Here is a 17,916-nt window from a genome sequence, read left to right as displayed (position 1 = left end):
CTCAGTCGATGGTGACGTCGCGCAGGTTCTGCAGCGACCCGTTGGACATGGGCACGAACCCGGAGACGCCCTCGGCGGTCGCGGTGTAGTTGTAGGCCGTGAAGAGCCACACCCACGCGGCGTTGTCCTCGAGCTCGGCGGCGACCTCGTCGTAGATCGCCTTGCGCGCGTCCTCGTCGGTCTCCGCCTTGCCCTGCGCGAACAGCTCGTCGAGCGTGTCCGAGCTGTACCCGGCGACGGGGTTCAGGCTGCCCGTGCTGGTGAAGTACCGACCGTACGAGGCGTCGGGGTCCGGCTGTCCGCCGTTCAGGGCGACGGCGAGCTCGAAGTCGGCGGCGACCCAGCGGTCCACGTACGACCCCGACTCGAGCGACTCGATCTCGAGGGTGATGCCGGCCTCGGCCAGCTGGGCCTGCAGGTTCTCCGCCTCGGCGACGGAGGTCGAGTAGCCGTCCTGGTTCACGATCGCGCGGAGCGTGAGCCCGTCCTCGTACCCCGCCTCGGCGAGGTGCTCCTTCGCGGCGTCCACGTCGCCCTCGGGGCAGGGCCGCGCGGCCGGGTCCGACCGGAACGCCGGCGACGTGATGGGCCCGGTGATCTCGCCGGCGCCGAGCGCCGCCGTGTCCAGCACCTCCTGGCGGTCGATCGCGCAGGCGATCGCCAGCCGGACGTCCACGTCGTCCAGGGGAGCCACGCGGCTGTTGATCTGCAGCACGTGGTAGCTCAGCTGCGGCGTCTCCGCCACGGTCACCGATCCGCCGATCGTGTCCGCGACGAGCTTGTCGTCGAACACGGCCATCTGGACGCTGCCCGCCTGCAGGGCCGACACGATCGCCGACTGGTCCGGGATGACGCGGAACTCGACCGTGTCGATCTCGGGCTCGCCGTCCCAGTACTCGGGGTTCGCGGCGAGGGTGAGCGACTGGTTCGGCGTGCGCTGGTCGAGCACGAACGCCCCGGTGCCGTTCGGCTCGGTCTCGAGCGCCGCGAGGTCGGCGTCGGACGGCAGGATCGCCGTGGTGATGACGGCGAGCTTCGAGAACAGCGCGGCGTCCGGCGCGGACAGGGTGAGCTGGACCGTCGCGTCGTCGACGGCCTCCACGGTGTCGACCGAGGCGAGGTTCGTCGCCGACACGGCGGCCGTCTCCTCGTCCTTGATCGCCTCGTAGGAGGCGACCACGTCCTGCGCGTCGAAGGCGCTCCCGTCGGCGAACGTGACCCCCTCGCGCAGGTGGAAGGTCACGGTCAGGCCGTCCTCGCTGGTGTCCCAGCTCTCGGCGAGGCCGGGAACGACCGTGAGGTCGTCGTCGAGCTCGGTCAGCGTCCCGTAGAGGTTCTGCAGCACGTTGGATGCCTGGAACTGGGTGCTGGTCCACGGCAGCAGCGTGTCGACGTCGGCTGTGACCCCGACGACGAGGCTCTTCGGCGCGTCCGGATCGCCGCCCGACGAGCCGGAGGGCGCGCAGCCGCTCAGGGCGAGGGTCGTCGCTGCGACGAAGCCGAGCGCGCCGACGACCGCGCGAGGACGGGTGACTGTCTTCATGGGTGCTCCTGATCGGGACTAGCGGCGTCATTGCCGACCGCTGGGTGTGGGGACGTCGTCAAGTATTTACGCATAATGTTTCATGGAAGTAAATAACTACCAAGCGACCTCCGATCCATTACCGTTGACCGCATGACCGGACAGCCCGGCGTGGCCGACCGCACGCCTCCCCGACCGCTGCTCTCGAGGATCCACGGCGTGCTCGGGGCGACGCCGCCCTCCGAGAGACGCCTCGCAGAGTCACTGCTGTCCGACCCCGAGGGCTTCGCGACGCTGAGCATCAACGAGGCCGCGGAGGCGGCCGCGACGTCGACGACGACCGTGGTGCGGTTCTACAAACGGCTCGGGTACACGCGGTTCAAGGACCTGAAGCACGACCTCGCGCAGGAGACGCTGCGCGACCGCCTGCTGACCCGCGACCTGCCCGCGGAGGCCTCGGACGTCGCCCGGGACGACACCCTCGAGCAGGTCGTGGCCAAGGTCGCCCGCGACGAGACGCTGTCGATCAGCGACACCGCCGACGTGCTCGACACCACCGCGCTGGCGCGGGCGGTCTCGGCGATCTCCGGGGCACGGCGCGTCGACATCTTCGGCGTCGGCGCCAGCGCCGTCGTCGGGATAGACCTGCAGCGCAAGCTGAGCCGCATCGGCCTCAGCGCGATCGACTGGCCGGATGCGCACACCGCCTGGACCTCCGCGGCGATCCTGGGCGAGGGCAGCGTCGCCGTCGCCATCTCGCACTCCGGCCAGACCACGGACACCGTGGAGTTCCTGCGCCTGGCGCGCGCCGCGGGCGCCGCCACGATCGCGATCACGAACGTGACCGACTCGCCGCTGACCCGCCATGCGGAGGTCAGCCTCTACACGGCGGCGAGAGAGACGTCCTTCCGCTCCGGTGCGCTGGGCAGCAGGATCGCGCAGCTGATGGTCGTCGACTGCCTCTTCATCGGGGTGGTGCAGGCCGACTACGCCCGCTCCGTCTCCGCCATCCGCTCGACGTACGACGCGGTGCAGAGCAGGGCCGTGCGCGGCTGACTCGGACGGCGGGACGACGCCGACGTGCCGCGGCCCCGCGGCCATGGCGAAGGGCCCGGCCGATCGACCGGGCCCTTCACGATAAGGGTCTAGGAAGCGAGCTGCTCCGTCTCCGGGGGCGCGCTGGCGGTCAGCGAGATGACGCCGTAGTCCCAGCCTCGGCGCCGGTAGACGACGCTCGGGTGATCGCTGCGGGCGTCGATGAACAGGAAGAAGTCGTGTCCGACCAGCTCCATCCGGTCGACGGCCTCCTCGACGGTCATCCATTCGGGCTCGAACGTCTTCGTGCGGATGACGACGGGCGTGTACTCGTCCTCGTCCTCGCCATCGGCCGCCACCGGGACCTCGCCCGTCGCGACGGCCTGGATGACGTCGGCCGGCGCCGGCTGCACGTCGATCCCGGTGAGCGATCCGGAGCCCTTCTCGTAGTGCGCGCCGCGGGGATGCAGACGCCCGGTCACCCGCTTGTCCTTCGCGCGGCGCAGCTGTTCGGTCAGCTTGTCGAGCGCCAGGTCGAGGGCGACGAACTTGTCGCTGGCGCAGGCCTCGGCCCGCACCACCGGCCCCTTGCCGGCCACCGTCAGCTCGACGACATCGTCCTCCATGCGGCCATTGCGATGGGCCTGATGCGTGACCTTCACGTCGAGACGCAACGCGCGCGGCGCCAGTCCGGCGATCCGCGCGCTCTTCTCGTCGACCACAGATCGGAAACGGTCGGTGATGCCGACCCCGACTCCGGAGATGTTCGTTTCCATCGTGCCTCCCTGTCCGGTCCGCCCGGTCACCGGCACTCGTCCGGATGAGCGGACCTGGTCGCGACCCCCGGGCTGGACCCGGGGTTGTGATGCCCTACCGTAGACCGGCGCGCGGCCGGTGTCACGCACTATTTCCCGCGTGTGGCGAGGACGGCGTCGCAGGCCGTCGAAGCGGCGTCGCCGCGATCGTCGCGGCTCCCCGCACGCGGGCGCCGGCGGCCTCGAGCGCCCGGCGCGCCTCCGCCAGCGTCGCCCCGGTCGTGACGACGTCGTCCACCAGCACCACGTCGAGCCCCGCCGCCGACTGCCGCGCACGCATGCTGCCCGAGACGTTGCGCGACCGCTCCGCGCGGCCGAGCCCGCGCTGGTCCGAGGTGCTCCGCGTGACCACGAGCAGCCGTGCGACGCGCACACCCGCACGGCGCGCCACGAGCTCGGGGACGCGGTAGCCGCGGCGCCGCATCGCCGCCGCGGAGGTCGGCACCGGCACCGGCACGACGGGGCACCCGGCCGCGGCCGCCGCGGCGCGCAGGGCGTCGCGCAGAGAGGGCGAGAGGCGCCGGGCCAGATCGGTCCGCCCGTGCTCCTTCAGCGCGCGCACAGCGCCCGCGCAGGCCCCGTCGAACGCCAGCCCGCTCCAGACGCGCATCCCCGCGACATCGCGCGCGCTGACCGCGGGGGCGAGCGCGGCGCGGCAGTCGGCGCAGACCGCCACCGCGTGCAGCCCGCAGCCCGCGCACCGCACCGGCAGCAGCAGCGCCAGGGCGCCGGCGCAGGCGTCCCACAGCACGCGCGGCCATGCGGCGACCGATCTGTCCTCCACGCCGACAGCCTGACGAACGCGCCGGTCCGGGCGGTCGCGTCCGGGCGCGCCGGGGAGGGATCGCACGATCGGGCGGCCTGGGGACGAGCGGCGCCCGCCCGTGGAAGCCGAGGTCAGTCGGACGGCGTCTGCGGGGTGCCCATCTGCGTCGCGATGACCGACACGTCGGCGCCCGTCGCCTGCCACGACGAGCCGCGGCGCATGTACACGGTGCCCTCGTCGTCGAGCAGCCTCACCGAGGAGTCCTGGGTGCCGAACTGGATCGACACCACGCCCGACGGCGCGGTGCTGCGCTCGGCGGGGCCGCCCACCTGCTGCTCGATGACCGTCGTCGTCGAGCCGTCCCCCGAGACGATGCCGATCCGGCCGTCCTCGATCCAGGACACCGCGATGCCCGGCTCGGTCAGCTGCGTCACGCGCATCGCCTCGCCGAGACCGGTCGGCTTGCCGGTCCGGTCGCGGCGCACGCTCGAGACCACCGCCAGGTCCTGCCCGCCCGAGGAGACGAGCGCCGCGAGCCGCGAGCCGTCCCGTGACATCGACATGGCGGTGATCGTCGACGCGCCTCCCCACGCGCCCTGGATCGCGAACGGCTCGAGCTCCGGCGCCCAGGCGATGAGACGCTCCGGGTCGTCCTCGGCCGCGGTCCAGATGTAGCCGAACGGATCGATCGCGGGGTCGATGAGCCCCTCGCGCTCGTCGTCGACGTGGTCGGTCTGCCCGTCCGACGTGAGCCGGTGCACCCGGCCGCTGCTCTGCAGCACCGCCGCGACCTGCTGGTCCCGGGAGACCGCGATCGAGTCGATCGAGCCCTCCATGTCCTCGACCGTGTCGCTCAGGCCGTCGATGCGCGTCAGCTCCGAGCCGGACAGGAAGCCGAACTCCCCCGACCGCAGCACGAGCGCCCGCGAGTCGGGTCGCGTCTGCGCGACCGAGACCGCGTTCGCCTGCAGCGGTGTCTCGTCGTTCTCGATCGTCAGGCTCACGCTCTGCACGCCGCTGTTGGTCAGGCTGGCGTTCAGCTGCGCCATCATGCGCCCGCGCGCGGTGCTGTCGGCGCCCGCCGCGACGTCGTTGAGCTGCACGTGCGCGACCTGGTCGGTGTCGACAGGGACGGAGCTCTCCGCGAGGTCGATGTCCTGCGAGAACGCGCTGGCGACGGAGCCCGCCAGCCATGGGCTCGGCGCGCCGTCCACCAGCTCGCGCACGATGTAGGTGGCCGTGTTGCCGCTCGTGGGGAACCAGCGCACGTCGGGCACCAGATACGTCCACGTCGGGTCGAAGTACGCCAGCGTGTGATCGCTGTAGATGGAGGCGAAGCTCTGCCGGTCCAGCACGATGCCGTCGGGCGCCTCGACGATGCGCCACTCGCCGTCCTCGCGCTGCGCGAGCCGGAAGGGCAGCTCGACGGTCCCGGTCGCCGACGTCGTGTAGGTGCCGTGCTCGTCCACGGTCGCGGTGGGGTCGATGGTCACCGTCACCGCGTCGTCCACGACGCGGTACTCGCGCGAATCGGCGCTGTCGACGAACACGCCGCTCTGCGGCTGCCAGTCGCGCGCGAGGTCGCCGTCGAGGTAGAGCCGCGCCGTCTCCCAGCTGTCCTGCGGCGAGATGGCCGCCTCGACGAAGCCCGTCACGATCTCCTCGGGCGAGGCACCGGCCGTCGGCGCCCCCGCGTAGAACTGCGGGTCCGGCCCCTCGGCCGCGTCGCCGGGCGCGATCCCGGCCGTCACCGGGCCCGACAGGGGCAGGCCCGTGCAGCCGGTGAGCGCGAGCAGCAGAGCCAGCCCGGCCGAGGCGGCGCGCACGCGGCGCGCGCGGGACACGGTCATCGCGTTCCCTCCCTGTCGGCGCCCGACGCGTCCTGGGGGCCGCCATCGGCCGTCGCCGCGTCGATCTCCGCCAGATCGCTGAGGTCGACCGTGGTGATCGGCTGCGTGACGCCCAGGGAGGCCGTCAGCGGGTCCTCCCCCGGCTCCAGCGGCACGGGCGACGAGCCGTCGAGGCCGCTCTCCTGCCGCGGGAGGGTGAGGACGAAGTTCGTGCCGCCGCCGAGCTCGGACCAGACGGCCAGCAGCCCGCCGTGCAGCTTGGCGTCGCCGAGCGCGATCGACAGGCCGAGCCCGGTGCCGCCGAGCGTGCGCTTGCGGGACGGATCGGCGCGCCAGAACCGGTCGAACACGCGCTCGGCGTCCTCGGAGGACATGCCCATGCCGAAGTCGCGTACGCCGACGGCGACCGCGGTCGGGCTGCTGTCGACCGTCACGACGACCGGGCGCCCCTCGCCGTGCTCGATCGCGTTCCCCAACAGGTTGCGGAGGATCCGTCGGACGCGGCGCGGGTCCATGTCCACCGGCGAGTAGCCTCCGGGGGCCACGAATCGCAGCTCGGTGCCGTGCTGATCGGCGACCTGCCGCATCGACTCGGTCACGTCCTCCGCGAGGTGGGCGAGGCTCGTCGCCTCCAGCTCGAGCTGCACCGAGCCCGCGTCGTAGCGGCTGATCTCGAGCAGATCCGTCAGCAGCCCCTCGAACCGGGCGACCTGGGCGTGCAGCAGCTCGGCCGCGCGCGCCGTCGACGGGTCGAAGTCGCCCCGCTGGTCGTGGATGATGTCCGCCGCGAGACGGATGGTGGTCAAGGGCGTGCGCAGCTCGTGCGAGACGTCCGAGACGAATCGCTGCTGCACGAGCGAGAGCTCGGCGAGCTCCTGGATCTGCGACTCGATGCTGTCAGCCATGGCGTTGAACGAACGACCGAGCGTGGCGAGCTCGTCCTCGCCGTGCACCGGGATGCGCACCTTCAGGTCGCCCGCGGCAAGACGGGCGCTCGTGGCGGACACTTCGACGATGGGCGTCGAGAGCGTCCGCATCACCACCCAGAGGATGGCGACCACGATCAGCACCATGGCGATGCCGGACGCCCACAGCGTCCGCTCGACGAAGTTCAGGGTGTCGGTCTCCTCCGCCAGGTCGTAGGCGAGGTAGATCTCGTAGGGCCCGACGTTCGGCACGTTCAGCTGCTGGCCGACGATGATGCCGGCGACCTCGTCGCCGTCGGCATCGGCCATGCTGATCGACTGCCACCACTGCGAGTCGGGCGTCGTCTGGACGCGCTCGCGCAGGCCCGACGACACGGCCTCCGCCGCCAGCCCGCCGAAGCCGAAGTCCGGCGGCGCGAGCGGCACCGACTCGTCGTCGATGCGGAAGCCCGCGATCTGCTCGGTCGAGGCGAGGCGGACGATGTCCCGGCTCACCGAGTTCCACAGCTGCTGCATCTGCGCCCGGCTGCCGGCGATCTCGGAGTGGTCGAGCGTGTCCTTGGCCTCCTGCACGGCCCGCGACGCGTCGGCGAGCACCTCGTCGCGGCGCGTCTGGAACAGGTCGTTCTGGATGGCCAGCGCCATCCAGAGGCACGCCACCGTGATCGTCAGCGCGGTGAGGGCCGTGGTGATCAGGATCGTGCGGAACTGCAGGGAGCGGTTCCACAGCTGCAGCGCGGCGGCCGGCCACGTGCGCGGCGACCGCCATGCGAACAGCACCTGGGCCGCGGCGGAGGGCATGGCTAGGACGCGGCGACGCCCGAGACCGCGCCGGCGCGATAGCCGACGCCCCGCACCGTCGTGACGATCTTCGGGTTGTCCGGGTCGAGCTCGATCTTGGCGCGCAGTCGCTGCACGTGGACGTTCACCAGGCGCGTGTCCGCCTTGTAGTGGTAGCCCCACACCTGCTCGAGCAGCTCCTCCCGCGAGAACACCTGCTGGGGCTTGGACGCGAGGGCGACGAGCAGCTCGAACTCGAGCGGCGTGAGGCCGATCGGGCTCTGCCCGCGACGCACCTCGTGCGCGGCGACGTCGACCGTGAGGTCGCCGATGCGCAGCACGTCGTTCGGCACCTCGGGAGCGGGCCGCAGGCGGGTGCGGATGCGCGCCACCAGCTCCTTGGGGTTGAAGGGCTTGACCATGTAGTCGTCCGCACCGGCCTCGAGCCCGGTCACCACGTCGGTGGTGTCGGCACGCGCCGTCAGCATGATGATCGGCACGCCCGACTCGGCACGGATCTCGGCGCAGATCTCGATCCCGTCCTTGCCGGGCAGCATCAGGTCGAGCAGCACGAGGTCCGGACGCTCCTGGCGCCACATGTCGACGGCCAGCTCGCCGTCCGCGCAGAACACCGTCTCGAAGCCCTCCGTGCGCAGCACGATGCCGATCATCTCGGCGAGCGCGGTGTCATCGTCGACGACCAGGATGCGAGCGGTCATGTGTGCGAAGATCCTTTGCCTCGAATCCGCGACAGAGCAGTGGCTGCCCGCCGTGCGGCGGGCGATCAAGCACAAAGCCTAGGTCATGTCGGCCGAATGACGGACGCGCCGCGCTGCCCGCGCGACGGCTTCGGTAACGTGGGAGCCGTACGCGCAGCCGGCACCCGAGGGGGATCGATGTCTCAGACGACGACGTGGCGGCCGGCGCCGCGCCCGGGACTGGTCCCGCTCTACCCGTTCGGATTCGGCACCGCGCTGGGGCGCGCGTTCAGCGCGTTGCGCGGCAATCCGAAGGTGCTGCTGGGCTTCGCGGTCGGGGTGCAGGCGCTCGCGTCGTTCGTCGGCGTGGTCGTGATCGGCGCGGTCACGGCGCTGTCGTTCTCGCGCCTCGACACCGTCGACCGCTACTCGGACGCGTACGACGCGATCCTGGCCGGTTCGACGGCCCTCTCCATCGTCGTCACGCTGGTCGTCACCCTCGCGCTGACGGCGCTGAGCGTGATCGTGCAGGGTCTCGTGGTCGCGGAGGTCTCGCGCGCGGTGGTGGGAGAGCGCGGCACGCTGCGCATGCTGTGGTCCATGGTGCGGCCCGCGTTCTGGCGCCTCACCGGCTACTTCGCGCTGCAGCTCGCCGCCGTCCTGCTCGCGACGGCGATCGTGGTCTCGCCCGTGCTGATCGCCGCGGCCACCGGGCAGTGGGGCCTCGCCTTCATCGCCCTGCCCCTGCTGCTGGGGATGATCCCCCTGTGGCTCTGGCTCGGCACCAAGCTCTACCTCGTGCCGTCGGCGATCGTGCTGGAGCACGCCGGGCCGATCGCCGGCATCCGCCGGTCGTGGACGCTGACGATCGGGCGCTTCTGGCCCACGTTCGGCGTGATGGTGCTGATCTCGCTCATCATGGGCATCGCGTCGAGCCTGGCGTCGTCCCCCCTCCAGCTCGTGTCGACCTTCCTCCCCGCGGTCCTGTGGCCCCTGGGGACGAGCGGCTCCGACGCCGCCCCCGCGGTGGCCGTCACGATCGCGCTCTCGCTGCTCGGCGCGGCCCTGCAGCTGCTCGTCTCCGCGATCGGCACGATCGTGTCGGGCACGGGCGGCGCGCTGATGTACGTCGACGCCCGGATGAGGCGGGAAGGACTCGACCTGCGGCTCCAGGCGTACGTCGAGCAGCGGGAGCTGGGCTCCACGGCACAGGCCGACCCCTGGGCGTACGACCCGTCGCACGCCGCCCCGGCCCGTCCGTATGGAGCGACGCCGCTCCACCCGGAGTATCCCGCGTACCCCGGCCCCCAGGGGTACCCGCACCAGCCGGGATACCCGTCGCCGGCGCCGCAGGGCTACCCGGCTCAGCCGGGCTATCCGCCCGCCCAGCCGGGATACCCGCCTGCCCCGTCCGGCTACCCGCCCGCCTCTCCGCAGGCGCAGCCCGCCTCTCCCCCCGCCCCGCCGGCCTACGCCGCCCCGGGGCAGGTCCCGCCGCACAGCGCCCCGACACCGTACCCTTCGGCACCCTTCCCGCCGGTGCAGTCGCCCTACCTGCCCCCGCCGGCGTCTGCGGCCGGGAGCGCGGGAGGCGCGGACGCCCCCGCCCCCGGGCCCGACTCCTCCTCGGGGTCGGACGGCGGGTCGTGATCGCGGCGCTCCTCACGGGTATCGCGCTGCACGCCGGCGTCGTCGACCCTGACCGCGACGAGGCGCGCGAGTGGGCCGAGCGCGAGCTCGCCGACCCCGCGTACGACACCGCAGAGCCGACGCCCTTCGACCGGATCGCGCAGGCCATCGGCGATTTCCTCGACGACCTGCTCACGCCGAGGGGCGAGCTGGACTGGAACCCCGCGCTCGCAGTGGGGATCGTCGTCGTCGTGATCGCTCTCGTGGTCGCCGCCGTGCTGATCTGGGGCCGGCCGCGTCTGGCGCACCGCGCGGCGGAGCGCTCCGCCCTGCTGTTCGGCGACCAGGAGTCGCGCTCGGCCGCCGAGCTGCGCGCGGCGGCCGAGACCCATGCCGGCGCCGGCGAGTGGGACGAGGCGATGGTGCTGCGCTTCCGTGCGCTGGCGCGCGGGCTCGAGGAACGCGGCATCGTGGACGCCCCGCCCGGCACCACCGCCCGAGGGCTGGCTCAGCGCGCCCACCACCCGTTCCCCGGCCACGTGTCGGGGCTGGACGCGGCGGCACGGGGCTTCGACGACGTGCGCTACCTGCGACGGCACGGCACGGCGGAGCTGTACGCCGCGGTCGCGGGGCTGGACGACGAGCTCGCCCGCACCACGCCCGCCCGCGCGCCCGAGACGGCCGGCGCATGGTGACGCCGGCGACGCCCGGGGGGCGGGCCCCCGACGCGACGCTCCCCGCACGCCCGCGGGAGGACGCCGTCGCCGACCCGTTCGCGAGCGATCTGTCCGATCGGCGCCGCCGGCGCCGCACCGTGCTCGGCTGGGGCGGGCTCGTGCTCGTCCTCGTGGTGCTCGCCGCCCTGGTGGCGCTCTCCGCGGCCCGGGACTGGACGCCGCGGCCTGCGCTCGACCCCGAGGGGCCGGGCCGCGACGGCGCCCGCGCGATCGCGAACATCCTCGTCGCCCAGGGCGTCGACGTCGTGCCGACCACCCGCCGGGAGGAGACGCTCTCCGCGCTGGACACGGCGGACGGCGGGACGACCCTGGTGATCACCGACACCTGGTATCTCTCCGACGAGGACCTGCTCGAGCTGACGGCCGCGGCAGAGGACGCCGTCGTCCTGGATCCGCGGGGCACCGTCGTCGACCTGTTCGTCCCCGGCGCCTCGCACGCGGGCTACGGCAGCGCTCCGACCGATCCGGGGTGCGACCTGCCGACCGCGCAGCGTGCCGGGCAGGTCGTGCCCGGGCGGGCGTTCACCGCGCCCGCCGGCGTCACCGGGTGCTATCCCGTGGGCGACGGATTCGCCCTGCTCAGCGTGCCGCACGACGAGGCCGGAGCCGAGGGGACCGTGACGCTGATCGACGGCGTCGAGCTGTTCGGCAACGCCCGCCTCGCCGAGGAGGGCAACGCCGCGCTCGGCCTCGGGCTGATCGGCACGCACGACCGGGTGGTCTGGTACGTGCCGTCGGCCCTGGACGCGGACGCCGTCGCGGGCGCGCCCACGCTCGGCGACCTCGTGCCGCCGTGGGTCACGCCGGCGATCGTGCTGCTGATCGCCGCGGCCGTCGCCGCCGCGGTGTGGCGCGGACGCCGGCTGGGCCCGCTCGTCGCCGAGCGCCTGCCGGTCACCGTGCGAGGGAGCGAGACCCTGGAGGGCCGCGCACGCCTCTACGCCCGCGCCGCCGATGCGGCGCACGCCGCCGACCTGCTGCGCGACGGCGCCGTGGCGCGCATGGCGCGGCGCCTGGGCCTGGCGTCGGGAGCCTCCGAGGGCGAGACCGCCGACGCCGCGGCCGCCCGACTGGGCGCCTCCGCGGGCGACGTCCGCGCGATCCTCGGCCTCCGCCCCCGCACCGACCCCGAGCTCGCGGAGTTCGGCGCGCGCCTGCGCGACCTCGAGACCGCCGTCGACGCCGCCGTGCACTCGGCGGCCGAACGCCCCGCCTGACCGCCCGCCCCGAGAGGAACACCCATGGAGACCATCGACGATCCCGACGCGCTGCGCGAGGCGATGAACCGCGTGCGGCTCGAGGTGGCCAAGGCCGTGGTCGGCCAGGAGGGCGCCGTCAGCGGGCTGCTCATCGCGCTGCTCGCGCGCGGGCACGCGCTGCTGGAGGGCGTGCCCGGCGTCGCGAAGACCCTGATGGTGCGTTCGTTCAGCCGCGCCATCGGCCTGGACACCAAGCGCATCCAGTTCACGCCCGACCTCATGCCCGGCGACGTCTCGGGATCGCTCGTCTACGACGCGAAGTCCGGAGAGTTCGAGTTCCGCGAGGGCCCCGTGTTCACCCACGTGCTCCTCGCGGACGAGATCAACCGCACCCCGCCGAAGACCCAGGCCGCGCTGCTGGAGGCCATGGAGGAGCGCCAGGTGTCGGCGGACTGCGTCACCCGCCCGCTGCCCGACCCGTTCCTGGTGTGCGCGACCCAGAACCCTGTCGAGCACGAGGGCACGTACACGCTGCCCGAGGCCCAGCTCGACCGCTTCCTGATCAAGCTGCTGATCGACGTCCCGGGCCGCGACGCGGAGGTCGCCGTGCTGCGCCGTCATGCCGACGGCTTCTCGCCGCGCGGTCTCGAGGGCGTCTCCCCCGTCGTGTCGGTGGACGAGATCCGCGCCGCGCAGCGCTCCGTCGCGGAGGTGACGGTCACGGACGACGTGCTGGCGTACGTCGTCGACCTGGCCCGCGCGACCCGCCAGAGCCCGTCCGTGCAGCTGGGCGCCAGCCCGCGCGCCGCCACGGCCCTGCTCGCCGCGTCCAAGGCGTGGGCGTGGCTGGGCGGCTACCCCGCCATCACCCCCGACCACGTGCAGGCGATGCTCGTGCCCGTCTGGCGGCACCGGCTGCGGCTGCGCCCGGACGCCGAGATCGAGGGCGTGTCGGTCGACGCCGTGCTGGGGTCCGTCGCGCAGCAGACCCCCGTCCCGCTCTGAGCGAGCGCCGCCCGCCCTCATGTACGTCACCGGACGCCTCCCCTGGATCGTCGCCGCCGGCCTGATCCCGCTCGTCCCGCTCACCGCGCTGGGAGCGAGCCCTTGGCTCGTGCTGCTCGCCTGGCTCGCCCTGTGCGCGGCGCTCGTGGCCGCCGATGTCCTGGCAGCCCCGGATCCGCGCGTGCTCGCGATCGATCGCTCGTTCGGCACGACGGCTCCGGGAGTCGCGCGCGTGCGCCTCGGCGAGCGCCTCGAGGTGCGCGTGCGCGTGGTCAACCGCGGCGCGCGGCGGGTGCGGGCGACGGTGCGCGACGCGTGGCAGCCGACGGCCGGCGCCCCGCGAGACCGGCTGCGCCTCGACGTGCCGCCGCGCGAGGCGCGCACCGCGGTCGTGCCGCTGCTGCCGAGGCGGAGGGGCGAGCTGCGCACCGAGTTCCTCGCCGTCCGGTCCGCCGGGCCGCTCGGCATCGCCGGCGTGCAGCGACGGATGGACGCCCCCGGATCCATCCGGGTGCTGCCGCCCTTCCACTCGCGCCGCCACCTGCCCTCCCGCGTGGCGCGCCTGCGCGAGCTCGACGGCAACACGAGCGTGCAGGTGCGCGGACAGGGCACGGAGTTCGACTCGTTGCGAGAGTACGTCCGCGGCGACGACGTGCGGTCGATCGACTGGCGCGCGACCGCACGCGCGGGCACGACGATGCTGCGCACCTGGCGACCCGAGAGGGACCGCCACGTGGTGATCCTCGTCGACACGGGACGCACCGCGGCGACCCGAGTGGGGGACGAGACCCGCCTGGAGGCCGCCTTCGAGTCGGCCCTGCTGCTGGCGGCCCTCGCCTCGCGCGCCGGCGACCACGTGCACCTCGTGGCGTTCGACCGGGTGCTGCGGGCGCGGGTGACCGGCGTCGACGGCACCGCGCTGCTGCCCGCCCTGGTCGACGCCCTCGCCCCCGTCGAGGCGCAGCTCATCGACACCGACTGGGACGGCGCTCTCGCGCAGGCACGGGCGCTGGCGCCCCACCCGTCCCTCCTCGTCGTCCTGACCGCGCAGGAGGCGCCCGAGGCGGCCCGCGGCTTCCTCGGCACGCTGCCGCAGAGCGTGCGCACCGGCACCGTCGTGCTCGTCGGCACCGCGACCGACGCCGCGCTCGAACGCACCGCACGGCAGGGAGGCTCCTCGGACGACCTCTACCGGGCCGCGGCGGCGGAGGCCGCGTTGCGCACAGCGGGCGGGGTCACGCGCGCGATCGTCCGCGCGGGCGCCGAGGCGCTCACCGCCTCGCCCGACGACCTGCCGCCCCGGATCGCCGACCGCTACCTCGCGCTGAAGGCCGCAGGGCGTCTCTGAGGGTGATCCCGTGCGACACCGCGTCACAGTGCTTGCCGGGCACGTATGCCGCTGGCACCATGCGGGGTGAGACACGTGTCCAGGAGGGGGAACCCAGATGTCCGATCCGAATCCCGAGAGCCCGATCGAGCCCGCCGAGCTCGCGCACACGCCGCCCGCCGCGCCCGCCACGAGCGCGAAGCTGGTGGCCGAGGCGTTCGGCACGCTGCTGCTGGTGTTCGGCGGCGTCGGCACCGCCGTCTTCGCCTCGAACCACTTCACCGACGCCCCCGCGGCCGTCTATTCCACGGTCGCGCTGGCGTTCGGCCTCACCGTCGTCGTCGGGGCGTACGCCTTCGGCCCGATCTCGGGCGGCCACTTCAACCCCGCGGTGACGCTCGGTCTCGCGGCCGCCGGACGCTTCCCGTGGCGCGAGACGGGCGCGTACATCGTCGCCCAGGTCATCGGCGGAGCCGTCGCCACCACGCTGCTCGTCCTCATCGGGCTGTTCGGTCCCGCCGGCTGGCTGAGGACGGCGCAGGACGCCGGCTTCGCGAGCAACGGCTGGGACAACCTGTCCCCCGCCGGTTTCGGCCTGCCCGCGGCGATCATCGCCGAGGTGGTGCTCACGGGCCTGTTCGTGCTGATCATCCTCGGGGTCACCCACCCGACCCGGGGCACGCCGCTCGCCGGCCTCGCGATCGGCCTGAGCCTCGCGCTGATCCACTTCATCAGCATCCCGATCGACAACACGTCGGTGAACCCCGCCCGCTCGATCGCCGCGGCGATCTACGGAGGGGGCGAGGCGCTCGCGCAGCTGTGGGTGTTCATCGTCTTCCCGGTCGTCGGAGCGCTGCTCGCCGGCGTCGCCTACCGCGCGCTCTTCGACGGCACCCGGGACTGACCGGCGCGCGCGGGCGACGCGCGTCAGCCCGCGACGAGACGCGGGGTGCCCGACTCGTACTCGGTCAGGTCGCCCGTCTCTCCCGCGCGTGCCGCTCGCCGCCCCAGCACGAGCATCCAGAACAGCAGCACGCCCAGCGCGAGCGCGCCGAGCCCGATCTTGAGCCACCAGGGCCACGGCTGCCCCGTCACGAAGCCCTCCACGACGCCGGAGAGCGCCAGCGCGAACACCAGACCGATCGCGACCGTGGCGAGGGCGCGCCCCTCCTGGGCCAGCGCCTCCCCGCGCGTGCGCGCGCCCGGCGCGACCCACGCCCAGAACACGTGCAGCCCGGCGGCGCCCGCGACGAAGATCGAGGTCATCTCGAGCAGCCCGTGCGGCAGGATGTAGAGGATCATCACGTCGAGACGCCCGTACACCGTCATCACGGCGGCGGCCACGCCGAGGCCGACGGCGTTCTGCACGAGGATGTACACCGGGTAGAGGCCCGTCACGCCGAACAGCACGCACTGCACGGCGATCCAGGCGTTGTTGGTCCACACCATCCCCGCGAACACCGCGGCGGGGTTCTCGGTGTAGTACTCGGTGAACTCGTGCTCGGCGTACTGCTCCAGCTGCGCCTCGCTGCCGAGCGTCGCCACGAGCGCCGGGTCTCCGGCGATCCAGGCTCCGGAGACCGCGACGACGGCGATGAAGCCGAGCGCGATCGCGAGGGTCGTCCAGCGGACGCGGTACAGCGCGGCGGGCAGCTGATGCAGGAAGAAGCGCGGCAGCTGCCTCAGCACGTTGTCGGAGGCGCCGGTGAGGGCGAGTCGCGCCCGCGCGAGGATCGTGGAGACGTGGTCGCCGTGCGGCGTGCGCCCGGCCGACGTCTTGATGTCGGCGAGATCGGCCGACGCGGCCTGGTAGCGGGCGACGAGCTCGTCGACCTCGCCGCCGGTGAGGCCGCGCCGCTTGGACAGCTCGTCCAGCCGAGCCCACTCGTTCCTGCGGGCGGTCGCGAGCGCATCGAGGTCCACCTGATTTACTGTACGCATGTCGTCCGGTGCCGTCTCGGGTCATCCCCCCGCCGCGTCGGCGCGAGGGGCAGCGGTCGTCGCCGACGACGAGGTCCTCACCGGCGAGGCCGTCGCCCTCGACGTCCAGCCGATCGGGCTGATCCTCCGGGTCGCCGGCGCGGCGATCGACGTGGTCCTCACCCTCGTGGTCTACGTGACGCTGGTGCTCCTGATGGTGCGGCTGCTGGCGTCGGGCGCGCTCGATCAGAACGTCATGCAGATCCTCTCCATCGTGCTCGCGGTGCTGCTGCTGATCGTCGTGCCGACGGTCGTCGAGACCGTGTCGCGCGGACGCAGCCTCGGCAAGCTGGCGGTCGGCGGACGGATCGTGCGTCTCGACGGCGGCGCGATCTCGTTCCGGCACGCCTTCATCCGCGCGGTCACGGGCGTGCTCGAGGTCTACCTCACGCTCGGCGCGCTGGCCCTGCTGGTGGGCGTGTTCAGCCCGCGCTCGCAGCGCCTCGGCGACCTGGTGGCAGGCACGTACGCCGAGCGCACCCGCACCCCGCGGCTCGTCCCCGGCGGCGTCGTCCTGCCCCCGGGGATGGAGGCGTGGGCGGCCATCGCCGACGTCGGCCGATTGCCCGTCGCCCTGGCGCGACGCATCGCCCAGTTCGTCGCCGGCGCCGGCGCGATGCACCCCGCCGCGCGCGCCCGGGTCGCGGAGGAGCTCGCGGCGCAGACCAGGCCGCACGTCGCCCCGGTGCCGCCGGTGGACGCCGAGACGATGCTGCGCGCCGTCGTCGCCGTGCGTCGGGGACGGGAGCTGCACGCCCTGACGTCTCGGGCCGAGCGCGTCGCCCGCCTCTCCCGGTGAACCGGGATCGAGCCGGCGCTCAGGACGCGCGGAGCGTCTCGTGGCGCACGACGGTCCAGCCCTGCGGCACCGACAGGCGGTCGGTGTGGATCGCGCAGAGGTCGTGCGCGTGCGGGTCGTTCGCCGCGCCCAGCGGACCCAGCGCGGCCATCTGGTCGCGGTAGTCGTACGTCAGGGTGGTCACGGCCTCTCGGGCACAGCCGACCTTCGAACAGACTCTCTCACGCATCGCCCCCACGATAGGCGGCGCGGCTGGTCGCACCGGCCCGCCTCGCCGGGCGGCGCGGGATCCGCCGGACCGCCGACCGGGCCGCACCGCGCGACGTAGGCTGGTGCCATGGCGATCTTCGGACGGGCCCGGCGCCCGGCGCCGCGCGGCCGGGCCGCCCGGCACGGCCGACACGGACGCGAGGGACGCAGTCCGGTCGTCCGCCCGCCGCTCCCCCCGATCGACACCCGCGTCGAGCGCTTCGACATCGCCGTGGGAGCGGCCGCGGAGTACCTGCGGAGCGCGTGGCCGGAGCTGCGCGAGGTCAGCTTCGAGATCGGCCGCCTGCCGCGGGCGACGGACGACGACGGCATCCCCCGCTGGTCCGTCGATCAGGAGGCCGGACGGATCGTGCTCTACCGGATCCCGATCGAGCGCCTCGGCCGCCTCCACCGCGTCGACGAGCCGCAGCGGCGCATGATGATCGAGGGCGAGGTGTTCCGCGCGGCGGCCGAGTACCTCGGACGCGACCCGTGGGACCTCCGTCCCGAGCGCTTCCGCTTCTTCTGAGCCGGGCGCGAGACCGCACCTTCCGCGCGAGACAGTGGCCGCCGGACGCGGTGCCGCACAGCAAGCGCGG

Annotated in this window: 17 protein-coding genes; 9 read left to right on the top strand and 8 right to left on the bottom strand. The window is 73.6% G+C overall.

All coding sequences use genetic code 11. The features are described 5' to 3' along the window. Position 1 precedes the first annotated feature (1 nt). Positions 2 to 1,543, bottom strand: a complete 1,542-nt coding sequence (locus K5S26_RS01635; protein ID WP_221855369.1) for an ABC transporter substrate-binding protein — start codon at positions 1,541 to 1,543, stop codon at positions 2 to 4. A gap of 132 nt (positions 1,544 to 1,675) precedes the next feature. Between K5S26_RS01635 and K5S26_RS01630 the strand changes: the two genes are divergently transcribed. After that, entirely contained in the window at positions 1,676 to 2,578 is a 903-nt protein-coding gene (locus K5S26_RS01630; protein ID WP_221855367.1) for a MurR/RpiR family transcriptional regulator, read from the top strand. 89 nt (positions 2,579 to 2,667) lie between these two features. Here the strand turns inward: K5S26_RS01630 and hpf are convergent, their stop codons facing one another. The 5 genes from hpf to mtrA form a co-directional block, all read right to left on the bottom strand. Next, on the bottom strand, positions 2,668 to 3,333 hold the full coding sequence (gene hpf, locus K5S26_RS01625) for a ribosome hibernation-promoting factor, HPF/YfiA family (protein WP_221855365.1): 666 nt from the start codon (positions 3,331 to 3,333) through the stop codon (positions 2,668 to 2,670). 121 nt (positions 3,334 to 3,454) lie between these two features. Next, positions 3,455 to 4,156 carry a ComF family protein gene (locus K5S26_RS01620; RefSeq protein ID WP_221855364.1) on the bottom strand — a complete coding sequence of 234 codons (702 nt, stop codon included), beginning with the start codon at positions 4,154 to 4,156 and terminating at the stop codon, positions 3,455 to 3,457. Positions 4,157 to 4,269: 113 nt separating this feature from the next. Then, a complete protein-coding gene (locus tag K5S26_RS01615; protein WP_221855362.1) occupies positions 4,270 to 5,988 on the bottom strand; it encodes an LpqB family beta-propeller domain-containing protein in 1,719 nt (572 codons plus the stop codon). Further along, positions 5,985 to 7,715, bottom strand: a complete 1,731-nt coding sequence (gene mtrB / locus K5S26_RS01610; RefSeq protein WP_221855360.1) for an MtrAB system histidine kinase MtrB — start codon at positions 7,713 to 7,715, stop codon at positions 5,985 to 5,987. The genes K5S26_RS01615 and mtrB overlap by 4 nt, the downstream gene beginning before the upstream one ends. 2 nt (positions 7,716 to 7,717) lie before the next feature. Next, positions 7,718 to 8,413, bottom strand: a complete 696-nt coding sequence (gene mtrA / locus K5S26_RS01605) for an MtrAB system response regulator MtrA (protein WP_221855358.1) — start codon at positions 8,411 to 8,413, stop codon at positions 7,718 to 7,720. 177 nt (positions 8,414 to 8,590) lie between these two features. Between mtrA and K5S26_RS01600 the strand changes: the two genes are divergently transcribed. The 6 genes from K5S26_RS01600 (at position 8,591) to K5S26_RS01575 (ending at position 15,193) form a co-directional block, all read left to right on the top strand. Next, positions 8,591 to 10,042 carry a DUF7847 domain-containing protein gene (locus K5S26_RS01600; RefSeq protein ID WP_221855356.1) on the top strand — a complete coding sequence of 484 codons (1,452 nt, stop codon included), beginning with the start codon at positions 8,591 to 8,593 and terminating at the stop codon, positions 10,040 to 10,042. Next, the gene (locus tag K5S26_RS01595) at positions 10,039 to 10,716 is read left to right on the top strand and encodes a DUF4129 domain-containing protein (RefSeq protein WP_221855354.1); all 678 of its coding nucleotides are present in this window, start codon (positions 10,039 to 10,041) and stop codon (positions 10,714 to 10,716) included. Before K5S26_RS01600 ends, K5S26_RS01595 begins: the two co-directional genes overlap by 4 nt. Continuing rightward, complete coding sequence (locus K5S26_RS01590) at positions 10,710 to 11,975, top strand: DUF4350 domain-containing protein (protein WP_246603411.1); 1,266 nt, start codon at positions 10,710 to 10,712, stop codon at positions 11,973 to 11,975. Before K5S26_RS01595 ends, K5S26_RS01590 begins: the two co-directional genes overlap by 7 nt. Positions 11,976 to 11,999: 24 nt before the next feature. Further along, the gene (locus tag K5S26_RS01585) at positions 12,000 to 12,962 is read left to right on the top strand and encodes an AAA family ATPase (protein WP_221855352.1); all 963 of its coding nucleotides are present in this window, start codon (positions 12,000 to 12,002) and stop codon (positions 12,960 to 12,962) included. A 19-nt stretch (positions 12,963 to 12,981) separates the two neighbouring features. After that, on the top strand, positions 12,982 to 14,310 hold the full coding sequence (locus tag K5S26_RS01580) for a DUF58 domain-containing protein (RefSeq protein ID WP_221855350.1): 1,329 nt from the start codon (positions 12,982 to 12,984) through the stop codon (positions 14,308 to 14,310). Positions 14,311 to 14,407: 97 nt separating this feature from the next. Further along, positions 14,408 to 15,193 (top strand): aquaporin, encoded by a 786-nt coding sequence (locus K5S26_RS01575; protein ID WP_221855349.1) that lies wholly within the window; start codon positions 14,408 to 14,410, stop codon positions 15,191 to 15,193. A 23-nt stretch (positions 15,194 to 15,216) separates the two neighbouring features. Here K5S26_RS01575 and K5S26_RS01570 read toward each other — a convergent pair whose 3' ends face one another. Further along, entirely contained in the window at positions 15,217 to 16,212 is a 996-nt protein-coding gene (locus K5S26_RS01570; protein WP_221855346.1) for a stage II sporulation protein M, read from the bottom strand. 16 nt (positions 16,213 to 16,228) lie between these two features. On the opposite strand from K5S26_RS01570, the gene K5S26_RS01565 reads away from it, so the two are divergent. Then, positions 16,229 to 17,068, top strand: coding sequence for an RDD family protein (locus K5S26_RS01565; protein ID WP_221855344.1), 840 nt, complete (start codon positions 16,229 to 16,231; stop codon positions 17,066 to 17,068). A gap of 19 nt (positions 17,069 to 17,087) precedes the next feature. Here the strand turns inward: K5S26_RS01565 and K5S26_RS01560 are convergent, their stop codons facing one another. Further along, positions 17,088 to 17,297, bottom strand: a complete 210-nt coding sequence (locus K5S26_RS01560) for a DUF3499 family protein (RefSeq protein WP_221855342.1) — start codon at positions 17,295 to 17,297, stop codon at positions 17,088 to 17,090. 108 nt (positions 17,298 to 17,405) lie between these two features. Here K5S26_RS01560 and K5S26_RS01555 point away from each other — a divergent pair, with 108 nt between their 5' ends. Then, on the top strand, positions 17,406 to 17,846 hold the full coding sequence (locus K5S26_RS01555) for a metallopeptidase family protein (protein WP_221855340.1): 441 nt from the start codon (positions 17,406 to 17,408) through the stop codon (positions 17,844 to 17,846). Positions 17,847 to 17,916: the final 70 nt, after the last annotated feature.

It is taken from the genome of Microbacterium marinilacus, assembly GCF_019753765.1.
GTDB classification, from domain to species: domain Bacteria; phylum Actinomycetota; class Actinomycetes; order Actinomycetales; family Microbacteriaceae; genus Microbacterium; species Microbacterium marinilacus.
This window is presented reverse-complemented; position numbering and strand designations above follow the sequence as displayed.